Source organism: Erythrobacter sp. JB1-15 (assembly GCF_057365035.1).
Genome location: NZ_CP200295.1, coordinates 1,379,895 through 1,404,395, shown reverse-complemented (window position 1 = coordinate 1,404,395; position 24,501 = coordinate 1,379,895). Strand labels below are relative to the sequence as shown.

The following is a 24,501-nucleotide window of genomic DNA, read 5'->3' as shown; positions in this document are numbered from 1 at the left end:
GGGGACCATTGATGGCAATAACCCGTGTCCCCCGTCAGCGGGCAATCATTGACCGGCGCGCTTTGGCCGAACAGATCGCGCAAATCGCAGCGGCTCAAAAGGATAGCGCCCGCCCGGCCGTGCTCGAATTGCTGCGCGGCGCGCTTGATGCGGGGCGCACGGAATTGGCGCACCGGCTTTCGCAAAAACCATCGGCGGGCCATGAATGCACGCTTGGCTATTCGTTCCTGACCGATCAGCTTATCCGCCTGATTTACGATTACGCGGCGAGTTACCTGTTTCCTGCCAGCAACCCCACCGCAGCCGAACGTTTCGCCATTCTTGCGGTTGGCGGATATGGCCGCGCTGAAATGGCGCCTCATTCTGATGTTGATATCGCCTTTATCACTCCGATGCGGCGCGCGCCCTGGTGCGAACAGGTGATCGAGGCGATGCTGTATCTTATGTGGGATTTGGGCCTGAAAGTGGGCCATTCCAGCCGCACTATCGCCGATACCACGCGCATGGCGAAAGAGGATCTGACCATCAGAACCGCTTTGCTGGAATCGCGCCTCGTCTGGGGGGACGCTGACATTTACGAAGAAGCGCGCCAGCGTTTCTGGAGCGAGATTGCGCGCGGGAGCGAACGCCAGTTCCTCACGGAAAAGCTGGAAGAGCGCAACCAGCGCCACAAACGCATGGGCGACAGCCGCTATGTCGTGGAACCCAATGTGAAAGAAGGCAAAGGCGGCCTTCGCGATCTGCAAACGCTTTACTGGATCGGCAAATACACCCACCGGGCAGAAACAGCTGCGCAATTGGTGGATATCGGCCTGTTTACGCCGGCAGAATACCGCAGTTTCCGCCGCGCAGAAGGGTTCTTGCTCGCGGTGCGCTGCCATATGCACATCATCACTGACCGGGCTGAGGATCGCCTGACATTTGATCTTCAGCGGCAAGTCGCCGAAGCGATGAATTTTGCCGAACGCCCGGGCAAAAGCGCGGTTGAACGCTTCATGCAATATTACTTCATGCAGGCAAAGCGCGTGGGCAGTCTGACGGGCGTGTTTCTGTCGCATCTCGATGAGGCCATGCCCAAGCCCAGGGTAATGAGCGGTTTCTTCGCTGGCTGGAACCAGAAGCCGCGCAAGCTTAAGGGCTATGTTGTTGAGGCTGGCCGTATCCGCGCGCCAGGCGACAGCTGGTTTGCCGATGATCCGGTGCGGTTGATCGAGGTTTTTCAGCTCGCCGAGGCAGAAGGCCTCGAAGTGCATCCCGATACGATGCGGCAAGCAGGCCGGGATACTAAGCTTATCACAGCCAAAGTGCGCAAAGACAAACGCGCCAATGCGCTGTTTCTCGATCTGCTCGCCGGGCGCAAGGATCCAGAAACGGCGCTGCGCTGGATGAACGAGGCCGGCGTTTTCGGGCGTTTCGTCCCTGATTTCGGGCGCGTCAATGCGCAGATGCAGTTCGATATGTACCACCACTACACCGTGGATGAACACACGATCCGTGCCATCGGCTTGCTGTCTCAGATAGAGCGGGGCCTACTGAATAAGGATCACCCGCGCGGTGCGAAGCAAATCCACAAAGTGGCGTCACGCAGAGCAATCTATGTCGCGGTTCTGTTGCACGATATCGCCAAAGGGCGCGGCGGGGATCATTCGGTGCTGGGCGCTGAGGTGGCTTACAAATTGTGCCCCCGCTTTGGCCTGGATGCCAAGGAAACCGATCTGGTCGCATGGCTGGTGCTGCATCACCTTTTGATGAGCTCAACCGCGCAAAAACGCGATCTCACTGACCCCAAAACCATTGAGGATTTTGTCGCAGAAGTCCGAACACTCGAACGGCTGCGCAATCTGGCATTGCTGACTGCGGTTGACATCCGCGCCGTTGGTCCCGGCACCTGGAACAGCTGGAAAGGGCAATTGCTGGGCGAATTGTATGACGCTGCGCAGGAACGGCTGCGGCTTGGTCATATGCGGCGGGGGCGCGATGAAAATGTGGCGGCCAAGAAAGCCGCGGTTTCCGAGGCGCTTGGCGCGCAGTCACACCTTGTCAGCGATATCGGCGATTTGATGGCCGATGCCTATTGGATTGCGGAGCCTGAAGACATTATCGCCAGCAATCTGTTGCAATACGAAGCCGCCCAGCGCGAGAATGGGCACCTTTCCGTGCATTGCGATGTCGATGAAGAACGCGGTGCCACTCTGGTCAGCATTATCGCGCCCGATCACCCCGGTTTGTTTTACCGGATAGCCGGCGGCATTCATCTGGCGGGCGCCAACATTCTGGATGCGCGCATTCACACCGCGCAAAACGGCTATGCATTCGACAATTTTCTGGTCCAGGACCAGCTTGGCCAACCCTTCCGCGAGGCCTCGCAGATTGAACGGCTGAAGAAAGCCATTGCCGATGCACTGATGGCCAAAATCGAATTGGTGCCCAAGCTGGCTGCCAAGCCGCTCAGCCATTCACGCGCGAAGACTTTCGATGTCGAAACCCGCGTCAATTTCGATAACACGGCCAGCAATCACTACACGGTGATCGAAGTAACCGCGCGGGACCGCGCTGCGCTGCTCAACCGGCTTGCCTATGCGCTGTATCAATCGAACCTGATCGTCCAGTCCGCTCACATCACCGCTTATGGCGAAAGCGCGGCGGATACGTTTTATGTAACGGACCTGACAGGTGCAAAGGTAACAGCGCCAGCCCGGCTTGCCGAAATCGAGGCGGAGCTCATCAGCGCGGCAAGCGATGAAAAGCAGGAAGAATTGGAGCAAGCGTAAACCAGATATTGCTGGGTTAAAGTAAGTTGCAAAAGGGATACATCGCTACCGCATTCGGCGGTCTCATCGCCAATGAACTGGCGCGATTCAGCCAGTACGCGTAGATTCGTAAAGGCTTGTTAAGGTTACGAGCGGAAGAAACCTACCTTTAAGTCACCGCACAAAGTGTGGAACTTGCAACTCTACGGATGAGGATACCCTGATGGTTCACGCTAAATCTGCGTTTAGTTTGTCATGCGCTTCGATTGCGCTGGTTATGTCTGCTCCCGCTCTTGCGCAGCAGCAGGAAACGATCACCAGCGATGCACAGGCTAGCGATGATGATGGCGGTAATCAAATCCTCGTCACAGGTTCGCGCATTCGCCGTCAGTCTCAAGGTGACCTGGCATCACCTCTCGCCACGATCGGCAGCGAAGCGATTTCCGATATCGGAGCGCAGAATATCGGCGAAATCGCGCAATCGCTCACAATCAACAGCGGCGCGCAAAACAACCCCGATGCCTTTACGCAAGGTGGCACAACCGGCACGTCCAATATCAACCTGCGCGGTCTTGGTGTGGCGTCCACGCTGATCCTGCTCAATGGCAAGCGTCAAACCCTGTCATCGGCTCCCACCAATGACGGCATCAACTTTGTCGACACCAGCTCGCTCGTGCCTCTGATCGCGGTAGAACGCGTCGAAATTCTGAAAGATGGTGCATCTTCGCTTTATGGCTCGGACGCGGTTGCAGGCGTGGTAAACTTCATCACGCGCAGCGACTATGAAGGTCTGCTCGTTTCGGGCGAATACACCGAACATTTGGGCACAGGCGATTATTCGGAATACAACATCCAGGCGCTTGCCGGTTTCGAAGTCGGCGATTTCAATCTGGTGGGTGCGATCAGCTACGTGGACCGTTCCCCTTTGACGACAGCCGAGCGCCGGTTGTCGCGCGGCCCGGAATTTGCAGCAGATGGCACGCCAACATTTCTGGGCGATGACACATCTGCGCTTGGCAATCCCGGTTCATTCTTTGGCGTGCCCGGCTTTCCAGCCAGCGCCCCCGTGCTTGATCCAGGCTGTGCCCAAGCAGGCGGTATCGCCGATGTGATCTCCGCCACCCCGGCCGGCGTACCCGATGTGGGTCTGTGCCGCTTTGACTTTGGCGAGTTTTTCAACCTTGTCCCCGAAGAAGAGCGCATCACCGCATTCATTTCTGCCAAAGCTGACTTGTCCGACAGCGTGCGTTTCAGCGCCGAGATAAGCTATGCCGATAACGAAGCCCGGCGCGGCAACTCACCCACATTCCCGTTCCTGCAATTGGGTCAGGCGGTCGTCCCAACCTTTAACCCGAACAACATTTTTGGCGCAGATGTCGTCTTTTTTGGCCGGGCCAGCGGTACGGGCGGCGAAGTGTCGCCTGCACTGTTTACTTCAGAAACATTCCGCGTCTCCAGCACATTGGAAGGCGATTTTGATGGGCTTCTTGCCAACGGTTTGTGGAATGTCAGCCTGACTTTCGCCGACAATGATTTTTCTGGAAACACAGAAGACACGGTGCGAGATCGCTTCGCCTGCGCATTGCGCGGGTTTAACGCGTCGCCCGCCTTTAACGCGGCAACCGGTCTTGATTGTACGGCCAACAATCCATTCCTGATTGCCAATGGTGCGACCATCCCTGCTGATGGCACGTTCTTTGACCCGTTTGCCTCTGCGTTGGCAGGTGGTGGCAACACCAATGCAGCCTTGCTTGACTACATCACCGAATTCTCCGTTTCCAACCGCGAAGCCGAGCTGTTTGTTGTTGAAGGCTTCGTGTCTGGCGACTTGTTTGAATTGCCGTCTGGCCCGGTTGGCATCGCGATTGGCGCGCAATATCGTGATCAGCGTATCTCAGCCAGCTTCGACAATATCTCTGCCAATGATGGTTTTGCCTTCCTGATCGGTGAGCAAGCCTTTGACGGCGGCCAGGACGTTTATGCGGTGTTTGGCGAGATGAATATCCCGGTGGCTGATTGGGCTGATGTCCAGCTGGCCTTGCGTTATGAAGATTATGGCGATCAGGGCGGCAGCACGGTCGATCCCAAGATTGCCCTGCTTCTTCGCCCGGCCGATTGGATATCGCTGCGCGGTTCGTTCGCCACATCTTTCCGCGCGCCATCAACATTCCAACTGCAAGGGCAATCGACAACACTTCAGCAGGTGTCCGATCCCAATAATGGCGGCGCGAACGCGTTTGTTGCGGTGCGAGCAGTGGGTAACCCAAATCTCGTTCCCGAAGATTCGACCGCGTATAATCTCGGCTTTACTTTGAGCCCGCTTAACGGCCTGGAAATCAGCGCGGATTACTACAATTTCGAATTTGACGGTGCGATTGTACAAACAGCGCCCCAATCCATCGTGAATGCTGACCCTAATGGCCCCGACGTCATCCGCAGCCCGGCTGGCACGATCATCCAGGTCAATAACAGCTATGTGAATGCAGCCAGCGTCGAGACATCGGGCGTCGATTTTTCAATCCGCTATGCAATCGATGCTGATTTTGCGACGATCACGCCCAGCTTTGAAGGCAATTACGTCTTTGATTACAACTTGCAGACCACAGTCGGTGGGCCAGTCATTGAAGGCGCGGGCAATCGCAACTTCACCAATTTTGGTTCTCCCACCCCTGAACTGCGGTTCAACGCCGGATTGCAATTTGAAGCGGGCGCTCATGCGCTCAACATCTTTGGCCGTTATATCGACAGCTATCAGGACGACCAAAACGGCGGCGCGGATATCGACAGCGATTTCCGGGTCGATGTGCAATACAGCGTTGCGATCAACGAGTTCTTTGATCGCGACAGGTTGCTTCAATTGACCGTTGGTGCGCGCAACATCTTTGATGTGACCGCGCCGCGCGTTGCAACCAATGGCGGGTTTGACAGCCGGGTCCATGATCCGCGCGGCGCGCTGTTCACTGTGGGCCTCACTGGCGAATTCTAAAACGTCGCAGACTAGACATCGAAAAAGGGCGCTCGCAGCAATGCGGGCGCCCTTTTTTATGGTTCAGCGATCAGCAAAAGCGCGATGCATTTATCGTCATAGCCAACAAAGCCCCATTCGCTCGATGCTCCGCTGATAGGGTTCCATAACCCGTCATAGCGATTTGAGATGACGGTCAATTGCGCCGGATCAAACAGGTCGAGAAATGCGCGTGCACAAGTGTAAGCCGCATCCCTCGCTAACCAGGGCTGCGATGGATTGAGGATATCATGGGAAAGCGCCTCAGTAATCTGCGCCGCTGCCGACCGGCGCTGATGAAGATCCCCTGACGCGTCCAGCAATTCCCAATTGAACCCTATGGGTTTGAGTCCAAGCAAGACAACAAACCGGTCCGCCACATCGCAATGCGTGCCGCAGCGCTCGGTAAGCGCAGCATATTCAAATGCCGTGCTCGCATGATCGCGCAATGGTGGGAGCCATTTTTGCGCAAACCGCTCAAACGGATCGCTCACCCGCGTTCGCCAAACAGCGCGGTACCCACGCGCACATGGGTCGCGCCCAATTGAACGGCAGTTTCATAATCGCCGCTCATTCCCATCGACAGGCCCTTAACCCCGTTGTCCCGTGCAAGCTTGGCGAGAAAGGCAAAGAATGGCGCAGGCTCAATGCCTGCGGGCGGAAGGCACATGAGACCTGCAACGGGCACATCGGCATCGCGCGTTTGCCCCAGAAATTGCGGTAGATCTGCTATGCGGCAACCACCTTTCTGGTCCTCATCTCCAATATTGACCTGAACAAAGCACGGCACTTGCTTGCCAGCCTTATTCATCGCCTTGGCGAGCGCTTTAAGCAGGCTGGGCCGGTCCAAGGAGTGAATCACATCGAACATCGCGACCGCTTCGTCCGCTTTGTTCGATTGCAATTGGCCGATAAGGTGCAGCTGGGTACTGGGGAAACGCTCACGCAAAGCCGGCCATTTGCTTTGCGCTTCCTGCACGCGGTTTTCGCCGAAGATGCGGTGGCCAGTTTCGAGCACTGGCGCGATTTTCTCTGCAGCATGCGTTTTGCTCACCGCGATCAACGTAACCTCTTCGAGTTTGCGCCGCGCAGGTTTGCAAATGCGCGCGATGTTCTCTTTGACGCTGGCGAGACGAGTGGCTGCATTTTCCATGGCCAAGCGCTATAACGCGGGCGTGCGTCAAGACCAGACCCTCCCTTCCCTATGGCTGATTTCGGATGAGCGAAACGACGAAAGCCTTGAGCTGGCATTGCGCACAATGCCGCGCGGCAGCGGGTTCATCTATCGCCATTATCACCTGAGCGATGCTGAAAGATGGGTCCGTTTTGAGCATCTGCGACGCATAGCGCGGGCTTGTGGGCACTGGGTTATCCTCGCCGATAGCGGTCTTACAGCGCGCGAATGGGGCGCGGACGGTGTATATGGCGCGCCGCGTGCTTTATACCCCCGGCGCCGCGGCCTGCTGCGCTTCGCGACCGTGCATGACATGCGCGAATTGGCATTGGCGAACCGATTTGGTGTAGATGCAGCGCTGATCTCACCAATTTTCGCTACCCGTTCGCATCCGGGCGCCGCAGTGCTTGGGCCAGCGCGTTTTCGGCTCCTCGCCCGCAAGGCCGCTATGCCGGTGATCGCTTTGGGCGGTATGTCATACGGACAGGCGCGCAGGCTGCGATGGAGCCGCTGGGCGGCGATTGACGGATTATGCTGACGGCGAGCGCGCTGAACGAGCCGAAGCCAACCGACAAACCGCGCCCAATCATCCCCCAACACACCGCACTGCCCTTGACCCGGTTGAGCGCAGGATTCATGGTGTGTTCCGCCCCTTCTTCCCTAGGAACATTATGATGGCCAGCCGCGCAGTGCACACTCGAAAATCTACCGCCGAATGGCGCGCTGGACTGCGCCGCTCGCTTCGGCGCACCGCGCAGATTACCGGCGCAATTGTGCTGTTTGTCGCCATGGGATTTCTGGCCGTATCGCTGGTGACTTACACGCAGACCGATCCCAGCCCCTCAACAGCGGCTTCCGCCGAAAGCGTTGGCAACTGGATGGGATCGTGGGGTGCCTATGCCGCTGACCGCGTGTTGTTCGTGTTTGGCCTGCCCGCTTATCTGTTGCTGCCGCTGTTATATGTCTCTGCAATGAAGCTGTGGCGTGACGTGGAAAATGGCGATGAGCCTGAAACAACTCGCTGGTGGCTGCCTGCTGGCCTGTTGCTACTGGCGATGGTGCTGATCGCAACAGTGCTGACGCTCGCCTTTGCAGGGCCAGGCGGCAATATGCCTGCTCAAGTGGGCGGGATTAGCGGACTTCTGGGGGCTAGCCTGGTCGAAGGAGTGGGCGGACTGTTCGGCGCGGCCGCGTCGGGTTGGGTCATTTTGCTCATCGCTTTGGTATTCCTTGCGGTCAGTGTCGGATTGCTAACCCGGATTTTCGCGATTGACTGGCGAGCGCTGCTTACCGTTCCGCAATTCATCGCGAGCAGCGCGGTGGGCGGTGCGGTGGCATCGCGCTTGCCATGGCTGGGAAGCGAGCCGGAGTTGGTGAATGATCCTCAAGGATTTGCAGACGAACCGCAGGAACGTGAGCTTCCTGAAAGGGCCACTACGCCGGCTGTTCTCGATATGCCCGAACAGCGCCGTGCCCCTGAAATCAGCGACCCGACAGCGCCGCCCAAACGCGCCGCGCCGACCAAAGCAACCCAGCGCGACATGTTCGCAACCTACGACCTGCCGAGCCTCGACCTTCTCACCAATCCATCCACCGATGCGGTGCCGAAACTGGATAAGCTGGCGCTCGAACGCAATGCCCGGCTGCTCGAAAACGTGCTCGATGATTTCAACGTCAAAGGCGAGATCACCGCTGTGCGCACTGGCCCCGTGGTGACCATGTATGAGCTTGAGCCAGCGCCGGGGATCAAAGCCAGCCGGGTTGTGGGCCTGGCCGAAGACATCGCTCGCAATATGAGCGCGATTTCCGCACGCGTGTCGCCCATTCCCGGCAAGACTGTCATGGGAATTGAACTGCCCAATGCGGACCGCCAGATGGTCCTCTTAAAAGAGCTCGCCGCTTGCGCCGCCTTTGCTGAGGCGAAAGGCAATCTGCCGATCATTCTGGGCAAGGATATCGCAGGCGAACCAATTATCGCCGACCTGGCCGCTATGCCGCACTTACTGGTGGCGGGGACCACGGGGTCGGGCAAATCGGTGGGGCTGAACTGCATCATCCTCAGCCTGCTCTACCACTTTACCCCCGCCGAATGCCGGATGATCCTGATCGATCCCAAAGTCCTCGAACTGGCCAGTTACGACCATATCCCGCATCTGCTTTCGCCTGTGGTGACAGAGCCGCACAAATCGGTTCGCGCGTTGAAATGGGCGGTGGAGGAGATGGAGAAGCGTTACCGAATGATGTCGTCTGTCGGATCGCGCAACATCAACGGCTTCAACGACAAAGTGCGCGCCGCGATTGCCAAGGGCAAGCCGCTCGGCCGCCGGGTGCAGACAGGCTTTGATCCTGACACGGGTGAACAATTGTTTGAAGAAGAACAGCTCGATTATGAACCGCTGCCGCAGATTGTGCTGATCGTCGATGAACTGGCCGATTTGATGGTGACGGTGGGCAAGGAAATCGAAGTGCTGATCCAGCGCCTCAGCCAGAAATCGCGCGCCGCTGGCATCCACCTCATCATGGCAACGCAGCGCCCGTCGGTTGATGTCATCACCGGGGTTATCAAAGCCAACCTGCCCACTCGGATCAGTTTCAAAGTCACGAGCCGGATCGACAGCCGTACCATCCTGGGCGAACAGGGCGCGGAGCAATTGCTGGGCAAGGGCGATATGCTTTACAAACCGAACACCGGGGCGACGGTCCGGGTGCATTGTCCGTTTGTGTCGGATGAGGAAGTGGAAGCGGTTGCCGATTTCTGGCGGGCGCAGGGAACACCGGATTATGTTGATGCGGTCACCGAGGAACCCGAGGATGGCGGCGGGCTGACTTTCGAGGATGATCTGACCGCTTCGGACAATCCTGATGAGCGCAAATATCGCCAGGCCTGCCAGATCGTGGTGGAGAACCAGAAAGCTTCAGGCTCCTGGCTTCAGCGGCAAATGGGCGTGGGTTACAACACCGCTGCCAAGTGGATTGAGCGGATGGAATCGGAAGGTCTGGTGGGGCCTGCGAACCATGTTGGGCGGCGCGAGATTTTCCGTGATCAGGATGGCAATCCTATCTGATCCGGCTTGCGAAAAATCAGCGCTCGCGATCCTGTTTCAAAGCGGGTTTGGTTGACGAAGTACATTCTGGAGGATGGGTGTTTGAGTGTGGGGGAGCACGCCTTTACCTTGCCCGCGCCGCGCAGCTAAATTTCCTACATTGGAATAATTCTTGCGTGAGAAAGCCGCCTTTTGGTTATATGCTGTTTTCAGTATCACCATATCGGCGATAAACTCCCCACTATTTCCGCATTCCTTAACAAAACAGCCAGCTCGTGCGCGCTGAATAAGGCTGGCGGAAGGCTCGTATTGGGCTGGAGGAAGGCTGGTGGCAGACGGATGCGGCCATAAAGTCGGTCCGGGGCGGCTCGGGGGAAGGCTCTGGGGGATGGCTCGCGCGGTCAACCTCGTAGTCGGCCCCTTGGTCAGGCCCGTGGTTCGCCCGTGGTTCGCGAGTGGTCAGCTTCGTGGTCAGCCTTGTGGTCGGCTCTTCGTCGATCCGTGCTCGGCCCCGTGGCCGTCCCTTTGTCGATTCTTGGTCAGCCAGCAGGCCAGCCCCAAGGCTCACCCCCCGGCTCAACCCGGAGATCGCCCCTGATGCCCGGCCCGTGCTTGTTTGGCAGGCAATGTAACTAACAGTTAGAGTTAGCACTTTCTAAACGCCCTCTAGGTATTTCCCGCATATGACCTGGGGGATTAAAACTGTGCCATCGCACCGCGCCTTTAACCTACTTGCAAATCTATGCGCCGCATGTCTGGCCGCCCTCTCGGCTGCCTTCACCGCCGCCACTCGGAGGCTCTTGTCCGCCGCGCGCACTAAAGCGGCACCCGCAGCTGCCCTTTTTGCGGCCCCTGCAACGCCGGCCCCATCAGCCCTCCGCACCGCAGCCCGCATCGCAGCCCCCCGGCCCGCCCTCACAGCAGCCGTCACAGCAGCCCTCATAACCGCCCTCATAACCGCTCTCATCGCGCCCTCATCTGCCTCTGCCCAGGACACAGGCTGGCGGCTCGATCCTGATGCCCGCATCGAATTGGGCGCGGTCAGCGCGCAAACCGCCACGCGCGATGATCAGTTTATCGTTAATGGCGATGCCTTCACGGTGCGCGCACAGGTTGGTCTCGATTACGAAGACAGCAATTCGCGCTTTCGCGTTGAGGCTGACAGGATCGAAGTGATCCGGCTGGATGATGATCGCCGCAACACCAATCGCGACCGTCTGACCGCTTTGTTCGAGCAGGATCTGGACGACAATTGGCAGGTTCAGGCCCGCGCGCGCTACTCCGATGATCTGGTTACCGCCGAATCAGCCGATACAGATGAGCTTCAAGGCTCTGTTCGCGTGCGATATCAAAAGGATCGCAAACACCGCGTGCAGGTGCGTGCCAGCTGGCGGATGCGCGAATATGACAATGGCCCGGCGGCCCAAACCGATGGCTCCGGCCTGCGGGTTGATGCGCAATATCGCCGCCGCTTTGGCCGGTATCACTATGCCACTTTCGATCTGCGCGCCGAAAACATCGATTCCGATGATCCGCGCCGGGGATATGAGCGGCAATCAGCCAAAGCGTCCTACACCCAGCCCATCACGCCGGACCTGCGCGTTCGCCCGGCTATCGAAGTGCTCAAAACCCGGTTCGACAACCGGCTTGGCAGCGATGCCGAAAGGCGTTCTGACACGCTGATCGCGCCCGAAATTGAAGTGCATTACTGGCCCGGCCGCCTGCGCGTCGAAGCCGAAGCAAAATACATCTTTTCAAGCAGCAACCTGATGACGCGAGAGCGCGAGGGATACCGCCTGACACTCTCGGTGGGGTATGCTTTCTAGCTTTCGCGCCCGGCTCAAACTGGCGTGGTCCAGAGCCACGCCCCAGGTTCGCCGCCCCATCTATATTGGGGGCGCGGTGGCCTTTGTGCTGCTTGCCCTGGTGGTGGCCGGATTGTTCAACACGGGCAGTTTTGTCGCCATGCCATCCTCGTTCGGGGATCAGGCGACCAGTCAGGCGATCTGGGGTCTGAAACCATCCAACCTGCTGATGGTGCTGCCACTGGGCGCGTTTCTGGTGGTGCTGGCGCGCAGCTTTATCGGGCTTAAAGCCTTTGGCCTGTTCACGCCCATGCTGATCGCGCTGGCATTCCTTCAGATCGGCCCTGTCATGGGTCCGGTTGTGCTGGGATCATCAGTGCTGGCGGGCATGCTGGTGACGCCGGCCTTGCTCAAACTGCGCATGACGCGTGTCGGCTTTTTGGGCGTGCTTATATCGCTGATTGTGCTGGTTCTGGTCGCTTTGCAGATCATTCTGGATACCAATCTTCAGGTCGATGCCTTCCCGGTTATTGTCTGCGCGCTGGTGGTGGAACGCTGGTGGCGGCAATGGGAAAAAGATGGGCCCACAGAAGCGGCCAAACAGGCGTTCAGCACATTCATGATTTCGGTCGTCATCCAGTTTGTGATGGTGTCGCACTTTGCGCTTGCGCTGATTGAATGGTCGCCGCTTTTGATGCCCGCGCTAACCGGCGTCGCGATTGCGATCCTTGGGCGGTATCGCGGACTGCGAGTGATGGAAATTCACCGTTTCATGCCGATCTGGCTGGAACGGCGAAGGGTCGCGCGCAACGCTGCGAACCCCGATCAGTTTGAAATGGAGTTTGTCTTTCCAACGCAGGAAGAAGCGCGCGAGCGTGCGCCGCCCATCGAAGGGATGTGGGTCATCAGTTCGTCCGCCGATCTGGAACCGGGCAGGCGAAGGCGAGTGCCTCAGCCCATTGAGCCTGAACCGGCAGCCGCAGCCGCAGCCGCGCGCCGCAAAAAGCACACAGCTAGGCACAAAGCGGGGCACGAACAGGCAGATGACGACCATCAGGTCACACCCAATAGCGAGGCTCAGTTCGAGCCTCGCTTAGACGCATCTGGAAAGCCGCCCGTTTACAACGCCTGGATTATCCGTTCGCAGGAGGACGTCTGAGATGTTTTCAATGTTTCGCCGTAAACGAGCATCAACCGACGCGCTCGCAGCGCTCAGGCCGTCGCCGGTCAATCCGATTGAGGAAATCCTCGGCATCAATATGCGCAATGCGCTGATCGCGAAATACAATCCGCGCAGCGCAATCGAACGCGCGCGCGACAAGGTTGCAGCCAAAGTGGCGTTGGAAGCGGCGGGTATATCATGCACCGGCACCATCGCGGTGATAGACGATCACCAGAAACTGAACGCGTTCAAACCCACGCGCGACATGCCCGATGCCTGGGCAATCAAACCCGCGCGCGGATCGCAGGGGGACGGTATTTTGCTGGCTGTCAGGCGCGAAGGCGATGTCTGGTATAAAGGGTCTGGCACGCCGCTGACTGAGACCGATGTGATGCACCACATCCAAAAAGTGGTGGATGGCGGCTTTTCCGGCGACACAGCCAGCGAGGATGCTGCGCTGATCGAACCGCTGATTATCGCTGATCCCAGTCTTGCCGATCTGGTGCCCGAAGGATTGCCCGATCTGCGCGTTATCTGCCTGCATGATGAACCGCTGATGGCGATGCTGCGGCTGCCCACCAATGCTTCTGATGGCAAAGCCAATCTGCACCAGCGCGCCATTGGCGCAGGCGTGTCGCTGGAAACGGGCCAGATTACGCGCGCTCTGGTGCAGGGCGAGGCGATCACGCATCATCCCGATACGGGCACGCGATTGATCGGGTATCAGGTGCCCGGATGGGACCGGGTGTTGGAACTTGCGAGCAAATGCGGGCCAGCGATTGGGCTGGGCTATAGCGGGTCAGACATTGTGCTCGATAAGAATGACGGGCCGCTGATTATCGAAGTGAACGCGCATCCCGGCATTGAAATTCAGAACATCTGCCAGCTTGGCCTGAAAGCGCAAATGGCCGCCGTGGGCGAGGATTTCCGGTAGGGGCGTCTTCGGTAAGGGACGCGATTACTGCGCCGCCGCAATTGCGGGCTCAGCCGCGCTTTCGCCGGTCAGGTCGCTGCGGGTCAGTGTCAATTGCTCGCGCACGCGGCGTTCGTTCAAAGCCATTTCATCAGCCGGGGATGCGACCAGACCAATGGCTGCCAGCGGGCCATCGGCTGTCCAGTTTTTGACCCATTCAGCCAGATACAGATCAAGGCCGGGAATAGCGCGCATATGCGCTTTTTTCACATAGACATATAAAGGCCGCGCGCCGGGATAGGCAAAGTTTGAGATATTCTCATAAGTCGGGTCCACCCCGTTCATTGGCAGGCCCTGCACCTTGTCGGCATTTTCATCGAGATAGGAAAAGCCGAACACGCCGACAGAGCGCGGATTGCCTTCGATTTTCTGGACGATCAGATTGTCCTGCTCGCCCTGATCAACATAAGCGCCATCGCTGCGCACTTCGGTGCAGACCTGCTGGTGGCGGTCTTTATCTTGGCTTTTCAAAGCCTCCATCGCCGGATTGGTGTCGCACCCGGCTTCCAGCACCAATTCTTTGAGCGCATCGCGCGTGCCCGATGTGCTGGGCGGGCCGTAAACCAGGATCGGCTCATCAGGCAGCGACGGGTCGACATCGGCCCAGGTCTTGGCGGTTTGTTCCTGGCCATAAGGCCGCGCCGCCAGCGCCTCATACACGGTGCGCGGCGACAGGTTGAGCATGATGCCGCCCGAGGCCGAGGCAAACGCGATGCCATCAAGGCCGACTTGCAATTCGATGATGTCTTTCACGCCATTGGCGGCGCATTTGTCAAATTCGCTGACTTTCATCCGGCGCGATGCGTTGACCATATCAGGCTTGTCCGCGCCAAGCCCTTTGCAAAACAGCTGGATGCCATTGCCTGACCCGGTGGATTCGATCAGCGGCGATTTGTAATCGGTGTTGGAGCGCGAGAAGCTTTCCGCGACTTGTTTGGCAAAGGGATAGACCGTTGATGATCCCACCGCCCGGATGGAATCGCGCACTCCCGAACCGCCCGCATCGCAGCCAGACAGCAAAAGCGCCGCCATCCCGGCGCATCCCGCCAGTAAAAGGCGCATGGGTTTCGTATCTGGGTGGGTGTTAGTCATGACGGGGCGCTAAATGGTGTCTGTGACAACTGAATGACGCGCCCACGGTGAAGGCTCTGCGCGCAGGCGCTTGCCCCACCATAGCGCCGCGACCGGGTGCGAGTGAAAAGAGTGTAACCCGGCGGCTGTCTGGTCGCACTTGTAAACAAATTTAACATCATCATAAGAGCTTCCCCTAGTAAAGCTCGATATGGGCAGGGTTATTTTACAATTTTTATTTGGATTCATCGCGATACTTGCGAGTTCTTTAGGGAGCGCGCCAGCATTCGCGAGCAATGGACCGGTTAAAAACGCCGCGCCTGCCTGTATTTCCACCTCAGGTAACACCGCCAATTTCGCCGAAATGCGCGATTCGATAGAGAATCCCTCGGTCTGGCAGTGCGAAAACAAGGTCTGGCGCGCCAATGTGCCGGTTGGATGGCTGAAATTTGAGGCAAGCGACTGGCAGGATAAAGCCCGCCCGCGCTACTTTTTCACCCGAACCGCGCGCTTTGGCAGCATTTCATTTGCCGCGATTGACGCAGATGGAGCAATGCGCACGGCCAGCTACACCGAAAAGGACGGCAAGCCCTTTGCCGCAGGTCCGGTGTTTCAGCTCGATCTGCCCGAGATCACTTCGGACACCGCCGCCATTTTGGTGCGGATAGAACGCCCGCATTCCATCCCGCTCCTCACCGAAGCGCGGCTGAGCGCGTTGCCTGAAAATGGCGATTGGTCGCAATTCGAAGTGATGCTGCTTGCCATGATCGTCGGCATGCTGCTTTTGCCATTATTGTTCGATGTGAGCTTTTACATTGTGCTGCGCGAAAAATTCGTGATGCTGCACGCCGCGCTTGTCATCGCGATGATGGGCTATGTGCTGTTTGCAGGCGGGCTGATTTCGGTTTTTGCCACATTGCCGCTTACGGTGCTTGCCATTGCCGCGCCTTTATCATGGACCGCCGGATCGGCCATTGCCGCGTGGTTTCTGGCCGAATTCCTTGAAGACGGCATCCAATCGCCTCTGATGAAGCGTCTGACCATTGGCACGGCCATGTTCACTCTGAGCGTTGCAGGAATGTGTTCGTTCCAGTTCGCATTCCTGCACCCGTTTGATGACCGATTGTTCTTCTTTGCCTTCCTGCCATCCATCATCATCTACACCTTTGCGGTGGTCAAAGCGCTGATGAAAGGCAGCCGCGTTGCGCGTTTCACCGCTGCGGCATGGCTTCCCATCATGCTCGCCGCGATAGAGCGCACGATGCGCGGGCTGGGCGTTTATGAAGGGCCATCATCGCTCGATCAGGCGATGTATCTGGCAACAGGTTTTGAAGTCATCATCATGTCGCTGGCTGTCGCCGACCGGTTCCTGGCGATCAAACGCGAACGCGATGAGGCCGTGGCAGAGGCAGAGACGCTGGAACATCTGTCAGAACGCGATCCGCTAACCGGATTGCTCAATCGCCGCGCGGTTGATGCGCGGTTTGAGAAATTGCACGCCGCCGGTTTTCACACCTTTGCTCTGGTTGATCTTGACCACTTCAAGGACATCAATGACCAGTTTGGCCACAGGATTGGGGATGATGTGCTGGTTGCGGTGGGCAATGCGCTGCGCGGCAATGACAACCGCAGCGCCATCGGCGTGCGCATGGGCGGCGAGGAATTTATCGTCCTGCTGCGCGGGCGCGGCGCGCTGCAACGCGCGGAAGCTTTGCGCCAAAGCATTTCCATGCGCATCGCCGCAGCGGTGCCGGGTTTGGACCGGCCCGTCACTGCCAGCATGGGCGTGATCGTGCTGCCCAAAATGGGCGGCAATGTGACCAATTTCGCCGATCTATACGGGCGCGCGGATGCGATGATGTATCAGGCCAAGGAAAGCGGGCGAAACCGGATGTGTTATGAAAAACTCACCGTGTTCGATCATGCCCCGCCTGCCCGCAGGCCGCTGATCCGCGCAGCGTAAGCCGCCGGTCCTCACTTTTCGCTTCGAAACGGCTCCAAAACCTCTGGCCGCACCCGCGCCAGCCGCTGGCTTTCCTTGTCGAGCATTGCCCATGTGGTCTGCGCAGACACCAGCACTTTGCCGGCCTCATCCGTGAACTCGGCAAACCGCACAGATTTTGCGCCCCGCGCCCCGTCCGGGATCCACGTTGAACCCAGCGCGCTTTGCCCGCTGGCGATATTGCCGCGATAATCAATCTCGTGCCGGATCACGACCCAGAAAAACTGTTCGTGATCTTGCGGGCGCGCGGCGGCATCCCAATGCGCGGTGGCGATATCCTGTATCCATCCCGCCCACACCGTGTTGTTAACATGGCCAAGCTCATCAATATGATGAGGCTCAGCCACGAAGGTTTTGGTGAAACGCGCCGCCTCGCTCACTCGGACGCTGGCTCTCTATCTGTCTCAACGGTATCGCCCATCCCCATCTGCCACAGGATAAAGTTGAATTCCTCAGCCGTTTCATAAAGCGAATTCCACCGCCCCGATTTGCCGCCGTGCCCTGCGCCCATATTGGTTTTGAGCAGCAGGATATTATCGTCGGTTTTGGTATCGCGCAGCTTGGCCACCCATTTGGCAGGCTCCCAATAGGTGACGCGCGGATCATTCAAACCGGCGGTGACCAGCATGGGCGGATAATCCTGCGCTTTGACCTGATCATAGGGCGAATAGGACAGGATATAGGCAAAGGCCTGTTTGTCGGTAATCGGATTGCCCCATTCCTGCCATTCGCCCGGTGTCAGCGGCAGGTCTTTGTTGAGCATGGTATTCAGCACATCGACAAACGGCACATGGGCAACAATTGCGCCATATTGCGCGGGGTCTTGATTGACGATTGCGCCCATCAATTCGCCGCCAGCCGATCCGCCGCTCGCGGTGACTTTGCCTTCCTCGGTGTATCCCTTGGCGATCAGGCCGCGTCCGACATCGACAAAATCGTTAAACGTGTTGGTGCGTTCATTCAGCTTGCCTTGCAGGTACCAGCGCCGGCCCAGATCATCGCCGCCCCGGATATGGGCAATCGCATAGGCAAAGCCGCGATCAACCAGGCTCAACCGCGTGGTCGAAAAACCGGGCGGAACCGCATAGCCATAAGCGCCATAAGCATAAAGATGCAGCGGGCCGCCCTCTCCGCCGTTCAACTGGTCGCGGTCTTTGCGATAGACCACGCTGACAGGCACCATTGTGCCATCGCGCGCTTCTATTTCCAGCCGCTCGGTCACATACAGGCTGGCGTCATATCCGCTTGGGATTTCCTGCTGTTTCAGCTTTGTCAGATTGCCCGATGCGACATCATAATCATAGACAGTGTCAGGCGTGACCATGCTTTCATAAGTCAGGCGCAGCGCGGTTTGATCATATTCGGGATTGTTCGACAGGCCTGCGTTATAACTCGCTTCGGGAAAGGCAATCGGCGCTACCGATAGCGGCGCATCATATTGGCGCAGCTGGATCTGATCGAGACCGTTCAGCCGCCCTTCGGTGGTGAAAAACCCTTTGAACAGGTCAAAATCGGTGAGGTAAAATTCATTCGATCCCGCAATCACCGTTTCCCATTCGCCCGGCGCATCCAGCGGCGCTTTGGCCAGGCGGAAATTGATGTGATCGTCATTGGTGTGCACCCACAATTCGCCATCGCGAATATCGACGCTGTATTCGGTGCCTTTCTGGCGCGCCTTCACCAGAACGGGCGCTGCGGTTGGATTGTCAGCGGGCACAAACCGCACTTCGCTTGTTTCATTATCGCCTGTGGCAATGATGAGATAGTCTTCCTGCGCGGTAAGCCCTGCGCCCACGCCGAAGCTTTGGTCCTCTTCTTTGTAAAGCGTCACATCCTCTTCAAGGCTAGTGCCGATCACGTGCAATTTGGCTTCCAATGTGCGCCATTGCTCGGTCGATGGGCCATAGACGAGCGCTGTGTCATTCATCACCCATGTCAGCCCGCCGCGCAGGTTCGGAATTTCATCGGCGAGCATTTCGCCCGTTTCCAAATCCTTGATAACGGCAGTGTAACGCTCTGACCCATTGGTGTCGGTCGAATAGGCCATGAACCGGCCATTTTTGCTGATCGCAACCGCGCCGAGGCGGAAATATTCCAGATCGCCGGCCAGCGCGTTTTCATCGAGGATCAGCGTGCCAGCCGCATCCGCAGCTGCGCCCACTGGTTTGCGGTAATGTTTGCGATATTGCTCGCCTTCGTCAAATTCGGACCAGTAAAGGTAATCGCCGCGCCGCTGGGGCACCGTGCTGTCATCTTCCTTGATCCGCGCGCGCATTTCGGTGAACAGCGCCTCTGTCGCGGCCTCGCGTTCGCCCATTTGCGCTTCGAACCAGGCGTTCTCAGCCTTGACGTAATCGAGCACGTCTTCGTCATCGATCGTGGGATAGCTTTTGTCATACAGCCAGTCATACGGATCGCTGATTGTGATGCCGTGGTGGGAATAGCTGTGCTCGCGCTTTTCGGCAGTGGGCGGGGATGTCGGGATGGCATCAGATGGCGTGGTCACGCTGGGCATATCCTCTTGAGTGGTGTTGTTGGCGGCAAGCGCAGGCGCAAGGGCCAGCGCGGCTGAGGCGATAAGTAGGGCAGGAATGGCGGTTTTCATCAGAAGCAATCCTTAGGGTCAGGATGGACAGCGCTGGAAAGCGCGCAATGGTAAGCGTATATGCGCCGTGTAACCCGATTGCCGCGCACCGCAAGTCAAGGATCGATCATATGTTGATGCAAACCCACGAAGCCCGATTGAAAGCTCTTCGCGAAGAGCTGAAAAAGCGCGATTTGGCAGGCTTTGTCATTCCCATTTCGGATGAGCATATGAGCGAATATGTCGGCGAATACGCGCAGCGGCTGGAATGGCTGACAGGTTTTGGCGGATCAGCTGGCTTTGCCGCGGTCACGCTGACCCATGCCGCGATTTTCGTCGATGGGCGCTATACGGTGCAAGTGCGCGACCAGGTGGATGGCAATCTGTTCGATTATCGCAGCGTGCCCGGCGATACTTTGGCAGGCTGGCTGAAAGAGGTCGCGCAAAGCGGCGAAAAAATCGCTTACGATCCCTGGCTGCACACCGCCCAATGGGCAAGCGGGCTGGAGCGCGCTTTGGGCAAAGACGGGATTGAGCTGGTGCCAGCTGACACCAATCCGCTCGACGCAGTGTGGGCCGATCAGCCCGCGCCATCTGATGCGCAGGCTTTCGTGCATGAAAATGATCTGGCGGGGCAGTCTTCGGCGGAGAAACGCGCCGCGATTGCCGATTGGCTGGCGCGCGAGGGGCATGATGCGGTGGTGATCCCGGCGCTCGATTCCATTGCATGGCTGCTCAATATGCGCGGGCAGGATGTCGCGCATACGCCTGTCGCCTTGTCCTATGTGATCGCGCATAAAGATGGCCGCGCGCAGCTTTACATCGCTCCGGAAAAAGTGACGCCTGAACTCACTCAGCATCTGGGCAATGCGGTCGAGATCAAGCCGCGCAGCGCATTCCAGAGCGCGCTTGCAGACCTTGCGGGCAAATCGGTGAGCGTGGATCCCGATTACGGCGTGGCAGCGATTGCGCAGGGCCTTAAAGCGGCGGGCGCGAAAGTTGCGCTCAAACAAGACCCGACCGTGCTGGCCAAAGCGATCAAGAACGAGGCCGAAATCGCCGGCCACCGCGATGCGCAGGCGCGCGATGGGGCAGCGGTTGCGCGGTTCCTGCGCTGGCTTGAGGAAACCGCGCCATCAGGCGATATCGACGAACTGGCAGCCGCGGCAAAGCTCGAAGGGTTCCGCCGCGAACATGGCGATCTGCGCGATACATCCTTCGACACCATCTCCGCAGCCGCAGGCCACGCCGCGCTGCCGCATTACAAAGTGGATGAGGACAGCAATATCCCCATCCCTCCCGGCTCTATTTATCTGGTGGATTCGGGCGGCCAATATCCCGCAGGCACGACCGATATCACCCGCACCGTGTGGATTGATACGCCCGGCGGCTCTGCCCCCACGCCCGAAATGAAAGACCGCAACACCCGCGTTCTAAAAGGGCATATCCAGATCGCCTGCGCGCGGTTCCCCCAGGGGACCAATGGCGGGCAGCTCGATATTCTAGCGCGGCAATATCTGTGGGAAGCAGGCGTCGATTACGCGCATGGCACCGGCCACGGCGTCGGCAGCTTTCTGGGCGTTCACGAAGGGCCGCAGCGCATCGCCAAACCATCCGGCGGTCAGGCGGGCACATCGCAGGAATTGCACGCAGGCATGATCTGCTCGAACGAACCGGGCTATTACAAGCCGGACGCGTTCGGCATCCGGATCGAGAACCTTGTTCTGACAGTAGAGCGCGACATTGAGGGGGCAGAGGGCCGCTATCTTGGCTTTGACACGCTCACATTCGTGCCGCTGGATCGCCGCCTGATCGATAAAGCCCTTTTGACAGACAGCGAGATCGCCTGGGTGGATGATTACCACCGCCAGGTGCGCGATTTGCTGGTCCCGCAATTGGACGGCGATGACCGCGCCTGGGTAGAGCGGGAAACCGCCCCGCTTTGATAAGTTTATCAGACCTCCCACCCCGCCTCCCCGCCCGTCCACCAAATCCTGATAGGTTCCATTGGTGGACGGGCCGGGTGGGAGGTCTGAACCATAACACAATTGCACCCATGCTGATGTTCCTGTAATGTTCCTTTATTGCGAGTCGCAAACCACAGGGAGGATTACAGATGATCGGCTATGTTACTTTGGGAACCAATGACTTGCCCCGCGCCGCTGCGTTTTACGACGCTGTTGCAGGCGCCATGGGCTATGGCCGCATGATGGAAGAGGGCGAATTTATCGCCTGGGGCAATTTTGAAGATGGCACGGCGGGCATTGCGGCGACAAAGCCGTTCAATGATGAACCCGCCAGCGTCGGCAATGGCGTGATGGCGGCTCTTATGGTGGCAGACCCTGATAAAGTGAAAGAGGTCTATGACGTGGCCATCGCCCAAGGCGGCAGCGACGAAGGCGCGCCGGGTCCGCGCGGCGATGATGGCTTTTACGCAGGCTATTTCCGCGATCCCGATGGCAACAAATTGAACGTGTTCTGCATGGTCCCACCTGACGCGGCCAGCTCATCATGACGGGCTTTACCGGGACAGGCGCGCACAAGCTAAGCGATAATTTCCTGCATTTGGGGCTGGGTGCAACCGCCATTGCCCAGCCGCCTTTTACCGGAATGGATTGGTATGAAGGATACGGCGCGCGGCACGGCGATGACGGGGCCGAAGGGCGGCTGGTGTCGCAATACACCTTCGCGGAAGATTGGGATGTGTGGGAAATGCACCCTGCCGGCAGCGAAGTAGTGATCTGCACAGCAGGCGCGATGACGCTTATTCAGGAAAGCGCCGATGGTGCGCATCTCAAAACCGCGCTTGAAGCGGGCGAATATGCGATCAATCCCCCCGGCGTATGGCACACCGCCGATGTCGAAAGCGAAGCGACCGCGATCTTTATCACCGCAGGCGAAGGCACACAGCACCGCCCGCGCTGACCCGCCTCCGCTATTCAAAGCGGCCCGCGCACCGCGAACGCCCTGCCCGCTGCCCTACCCGCCCTCTGCCGCCTGCCGACCACCTCCTGCAGTCTGGGCCAGCCCAACCCTTGCGCCTGTGTGAACGCGGCTGCCTGCCTGATACAATCTGCGACACAATTGCCCGCGCGCGGCATAATTGTGCGACACAGGCTGTGTAGAACACTTGTCATGAGCTGCGGTAAGAACGCTTCTGGTATCGCTCCCCTCCTGCGATCCAAAGGCTGATTTGCCCTCCCCCTTGGGGCGCCACGCCTGATCGCTTTCCGGTCGCGATTTTTGCCGCAGCTCTCTTGATGAACATGAACACCTGTAAGGAAATATTATGCGTAAGATGACAATCACTCTGGCCGCTTCTGCCTTGATGCTGGGCGGCGCAACCATTGCCCTCGCTGCTAACCAAGCTGGCGATCGCGGCATGATGAAAGCCGATAGCAACAGCGACGGCGCGATCACTCTGGCCGAAGCCAAAGCGCACAGCGATGAACGCTTTGCCAAACTTGACGCGAACAATGATGGCGTGCTCAATATGGAAGACCGCAAAGCCAAACGCTCAGAACGCTTTGCCGCTGCTGACACCGACGGCAATGGCGAACTGACCCTTGAAGAAATGACTGCCGCCCGCGAAAATCGCAAAGCGCAGCGCGCCGAAACCAATGCCGAACGGCGCGCCAGCCGATTTGCACGACTCGATCAGGACGGCTCTGGCGGGATCAGCGAAGCGGAAATGATGGCCGCACAAGAAGCGCGCGGTGACAAACGCGGCGGCAAAGGCGAAGCACGCAAAGGCCGGCGCGGCGGGCGCGGGGATCGCGCCATGCGCATGCTGGCCCGCGCGGACACCAATGGCGATAAAGCCATTTCGCGCGCTGAATTCGATGCCTCTGTCGAAGCCCGCTTTGCCCGCCTCGATGCCGACAATTCCGGCACAGTCACAGCCGAAGAGCACGCCGCCGCCCGCGAAGCGCGCAAAGCTGAACGCAAAGCGCGCGGCGACGGCGAACGGCGCGGCGGCCCTCGGGGTGATCGGGGCAGCGATCGCCAAAGCGCCCAGTAATCACGCCCGCTAAATGGCGAACCGATCCGGCCGCGCGTCTCTCCCCCGCGCGGACGGATCACCCTTTTTGTACACCCGGTAAACCTTGCCAGGCGGGCCCGCGCCTTCCATGAAACCTGCGCTATCAAATGCTCCCCACACCGATCACTGATGGATTATGACTGAAACCGCCCAAACCCGCGTTCTGCTTGTCGATGACGAAGCGACCTTGCGCGAACCGCTTGCCGATTACCTAACAGGGCAAGGCTTTGCCGTGACCCAAATGGAAAGCGCAGCGGCGGCGCGCGCGCATCTGGCCGGCAACACGCCCGATATCGTGCTGCTCGATATTATGATGCCGGGCGAAGATGGATTGTCATTCTGCCGCCATCTGGTCGAAACGCAAAAATTGCCCGTCATCTTTTTGACCGCGCGCGCAGAAGCAACTGACCGGATCGTCGGGCTTGAACTGGGCGCGGATGATTACATCACCAAACCGTTCGAACCGCGCGAATTGGTCGCGCGCATTCGCACGGTTTTGCGCCGCGCCGCGCGCGCGCCATCACCCCAGCAAGAGGCCGAGGATTGGCATTACCTGTTCGAAGGCTGGCAGCTTGATCCCCTGAAACGCAAATTGACCGACCCCGGCGGTGTCACGGTCCCCATTTCAACGGCTGAATTTCGCCTGCTGCGCGTCTTTCTTGATAGCCCGCGCAGCGTGCTGGATCGCGACATGCTGCTTGACCGGGTGCAGGGGCGCACCGCGCATCTGTTTGACCGCGCGGTCGATAATCAGGTGAGCCGCCTGCGCCGCAAGATCGAGACCGACAGCCGCAACCCGCATTTCATCCAGACCGTGCGCGGCGGGGGATACCGCTTCGCCGCCAGCGTGACGCGCGCGCCGGCTGAGGATCGGGGCTGAGCTGGCTGCG

General features: G+C 58.7%; 18 protein-coding genes. 13 read left to right on the top strand and 5 right to left on the bottom strand.

Annotated elements, in window-relative coordinates:
- Positions 1-11: 11 nt before the first annotated feature.
- Positions 12-2,771, top strand: a complete 2,760-nt coding sequence (locus AC0V6L_RS06715; protein ID WP_486153545.1) for a [protein-PII] uridylyltransferase — start codon at positions 12-14, stop codon at positions 2,769-2,771.
- Between the two features lie 256 nt (positions 2,772-3,027).
- Positions 3,028-5,736: a TonB-dependent receptor plug domain-containing protein gene (locus AC0V6L_RS06710; protein WP_486153544.1), complete on the top strand. Its 2,709-nt coding sequence runs from the start codon at positions 3,028-3,030 to the stop codon at positions 5,734-5,736.
- Between the two features lie 56 nt (positions 5,737-5,792).
- Here the strand turns inward: AC0V6L_RS06710 and AC0V6L_RS06705 are convergent, their stop codons facing one another.
- Together AC0V6L_RS06705 and AC0V6L_RS06700 are read right to left on the bottom strand one after the other, a co-directional pair.
- The gene (locus AC0V6L_RS06705) at positions 5,793-6,248 is read right to left on the bottom strand and encodes a hypothetical protein (RefSeq protein ID WP_486153543.1); all 456 of its coding nucleotides are present in this window, start codon (positions 6,246-6,248) and stop codon (positions 5,793-5,795) included.
- A complete protein-coding gene (locus AC0V6L_RS06700; protein ID WP_486153542.1) occupies positions 6,245-6,907 on the bottom strand; it encodes a YggS family pyridoxal phosphate-dependent enzyme in 663 nt (220 codons plus the stop codon). The genes AC0V6L_RS06705 and AC0V6L_RS06700 overlap by 4 nt, the downstream gene beginning before the upstream one ends.
- Here AC0V6L_RS06700 and AC0V6L_RS06695 point away from each other — a divergent pair.
- From AC0V6L_RS06695 to AC0V6L_RS06675, 5 genes are all read left to right on the top strand, one after another.
- Positions 6,891-7,466 carry a thiamine phosphate synthase gene (locus AC0V6L_RS06695; RefSeq protein WP_486153541.1) on the top strand — a complete coding sequence of 192 codons (576 nt, stop codon included), beginning with the start codon at positions 6,891-6,893 and terminating at the stop codon, positions 7,464-7,466. The genes AC0V6L_RS06700 and AC0V6L_RS06695 overlap by 17 nt on opposite strands.
- A 136-nt stretch (positions 7,467-7,602) precedes the next feature.
- Positions 7,603-9,993, top strand: coding sequence for an FtsK/SpoIIIE family DNA translocase (locus tag AC0V6L_RS06690; protein ID WP_486155067.1), 2,391 nt, complete (start codon positions 7,603-7,605; stop codon positions 9,991-9,993).
- A gap of 662 nt (positions 9,994-10,655) precedes the next feature.
- Entirely contained in the window at positions 10,656-11,798 is a 1,143-nt protein-coding gene (locus AC0V6L_RS06685; protein WP_486153540.1) for a hypothetical protein, read from the top strand.
- A complete protein-coding gene (locus tag AC0V6L_RS06680; protein ID WP_486153539.1) occupies positions 11,788-12,936 on the top strand; it encodes a 7TM domain-containing protein in 1,149 nt (382 codons plus the stop codon). The genes AC0V6L_RS06685 and AC0V6L_RS06680 overlap by 11 nt, the downstream gene beginning before the upstream one ends.
- A gap of 10 nt (positions 12,937-12,946) precedes the next feature.
- Positions 12,947-13,873 (top strand): sugar-transfer associated ATP-grasp domain-containing protein, encoded by a 927-nt coding sequence (locus AC0V6L_RS06675; protein ID WP_486153538.1) that lies wholly within the window; start codon positions 12,947-12,949, stop codon positions 13,871-13,873.
- A gap of 24 nt (positions 13,874-13,897) precedes the next feature.
- Here the strand turns inward: AC0V6L_RS06675 and AC0V6L_RS06670 are convergent, their stop codons facing one another.
- A complete protein-coding gene (locus tag AC0V6L_RS06670; protein WP_486153537.1) occupies positions 13,898-15,004 on the bottom strand; it encodes a substrate-binding domain-containing protein in 1,107 nt (368 codons plus the stop codon).
- A 343-nt stretch (positions 15,005-15,347) separates the two neighbouring features.
- On the opposite strand from AC0V6L_RS06670, the gene AC0V6L_RS06665 reads away from it, so the two are divergent.
- Complete coding sequence (locus tag AC0V6L_RS06665; RefSeq protein WP_486153536.1) at positions 15,348-16,946, top strand: sensor domain-containing diguanylate cyclase; 1,599 nt, start codon at positions 15,348-15,350, stop codon at positions 16,944-16,946.
- An 11-nt stretch (positions 16,947-16,957) separates the two neighbouring features.
- Here AC0V6L_RS06665 and AC0V6L_RS06660 read toward each other — a convergent pair whose 3' ends face one another.
- Together AC0V6L_RS06660 and AC0V6L_RS06655 are read right to left on the bottom strand one after the other, a co-directional pair.
- The gene (locus AC0V6L_RS06660; RefSeq protein WP_486149430.1) at positions 16,958-17,365 is read right to left on the bottom strand and encodes an acyl-CoA thioesterase; all 408 of its coding nucleotides are present in this window, start codon (positions 17,363-17,365) and stop codon (positions 16,958-16,960) included.
- On the bottom strand, positions 17,362-19,590 hold the full coding sequence (locus AC0V6L_RS06655) for a S9 family peptidase (RefSeq protein ID WP_486153535.1): 2,229 nt from the start codon (positions 19,588-19,590) through the stop codon (positions 17,362-17,364). The genes AC0V6L_RS06660 and AC0V6L_RS06655 overlap by 4 nt, the downstream gene beginning before the upstream one ends.
- Before the next feature lie 110 nt (positions 19,591-19,700).
- Between AC0V6L_RS06655 and AC0V6L_RS06650 the strand changes: the two genes are divergently transcribed.
- From AC0V6L_RS06650 to AC0V6L_RS06630, 5 genes are all read left to right on the top strand, one after another.
- Positions 19,701-21,515: an aminopeptidase P family protein gene (locus tag AC0V6L_RS06650; protein ID WP_486153534.1), complete on the top strand. Its 1,815-nt coding sequence runs from the start codon at positions 19,701-19,703 to the stop codon at positions 21,513-21,515.
- Positions 21,516-21,685: 170 nt separating this feature from the next.
- Positions 21,686-22,084 carry a VOC family protein gene (locus AC0V6L_RS06645; RefSeq protein ID WP_486153533.1) on the top strand — a complete coding sequence of 133 codons (399 nt, stop codon included), beginning with the start codon at positions 21,686-21,688 and terminating at the stop codon, positions 22,082-22,084.
- Complete coding sequence (locus tag AC0V6L_RS06640) at positions 22,081-22,494, top strand: cupin (RefSeq protein WP_486153532.1); 414 nt, start codon at positions 22,081-22,083, stop codon at positions 22,492-22,494. Before AC0V6L_RS06645 ends, AC0V6L_RS06640 begins: the two co-directional genes overlap by 4 nt.
- Before the next feature lie 364 nt (positions 22,495-22,858).
- Positions 22,859-23,590, top strand: a complete 732-nt coding sequence (locus AC0V6L_RS06635) for an EF-hand domain-containing protein (RefSeq protein WP_486153531.1) — start codon at positions 22,859-22,861, stop codon at positions 23,588-23,590.
- Positions 23,591-23,747: 157 nt separating this feature from the next.
- Entirely contained in the window at positions 23,748-24,491 is a 744-nt protein-coding gene (locus tag AC0V6L_RS06630) for a response regulator (RefSeq protein ID WP_486153530.1), read from the top strand.
- The last annotated feature ends 10 nt before the right edge of the window (positions 24,492-24,501 follow it).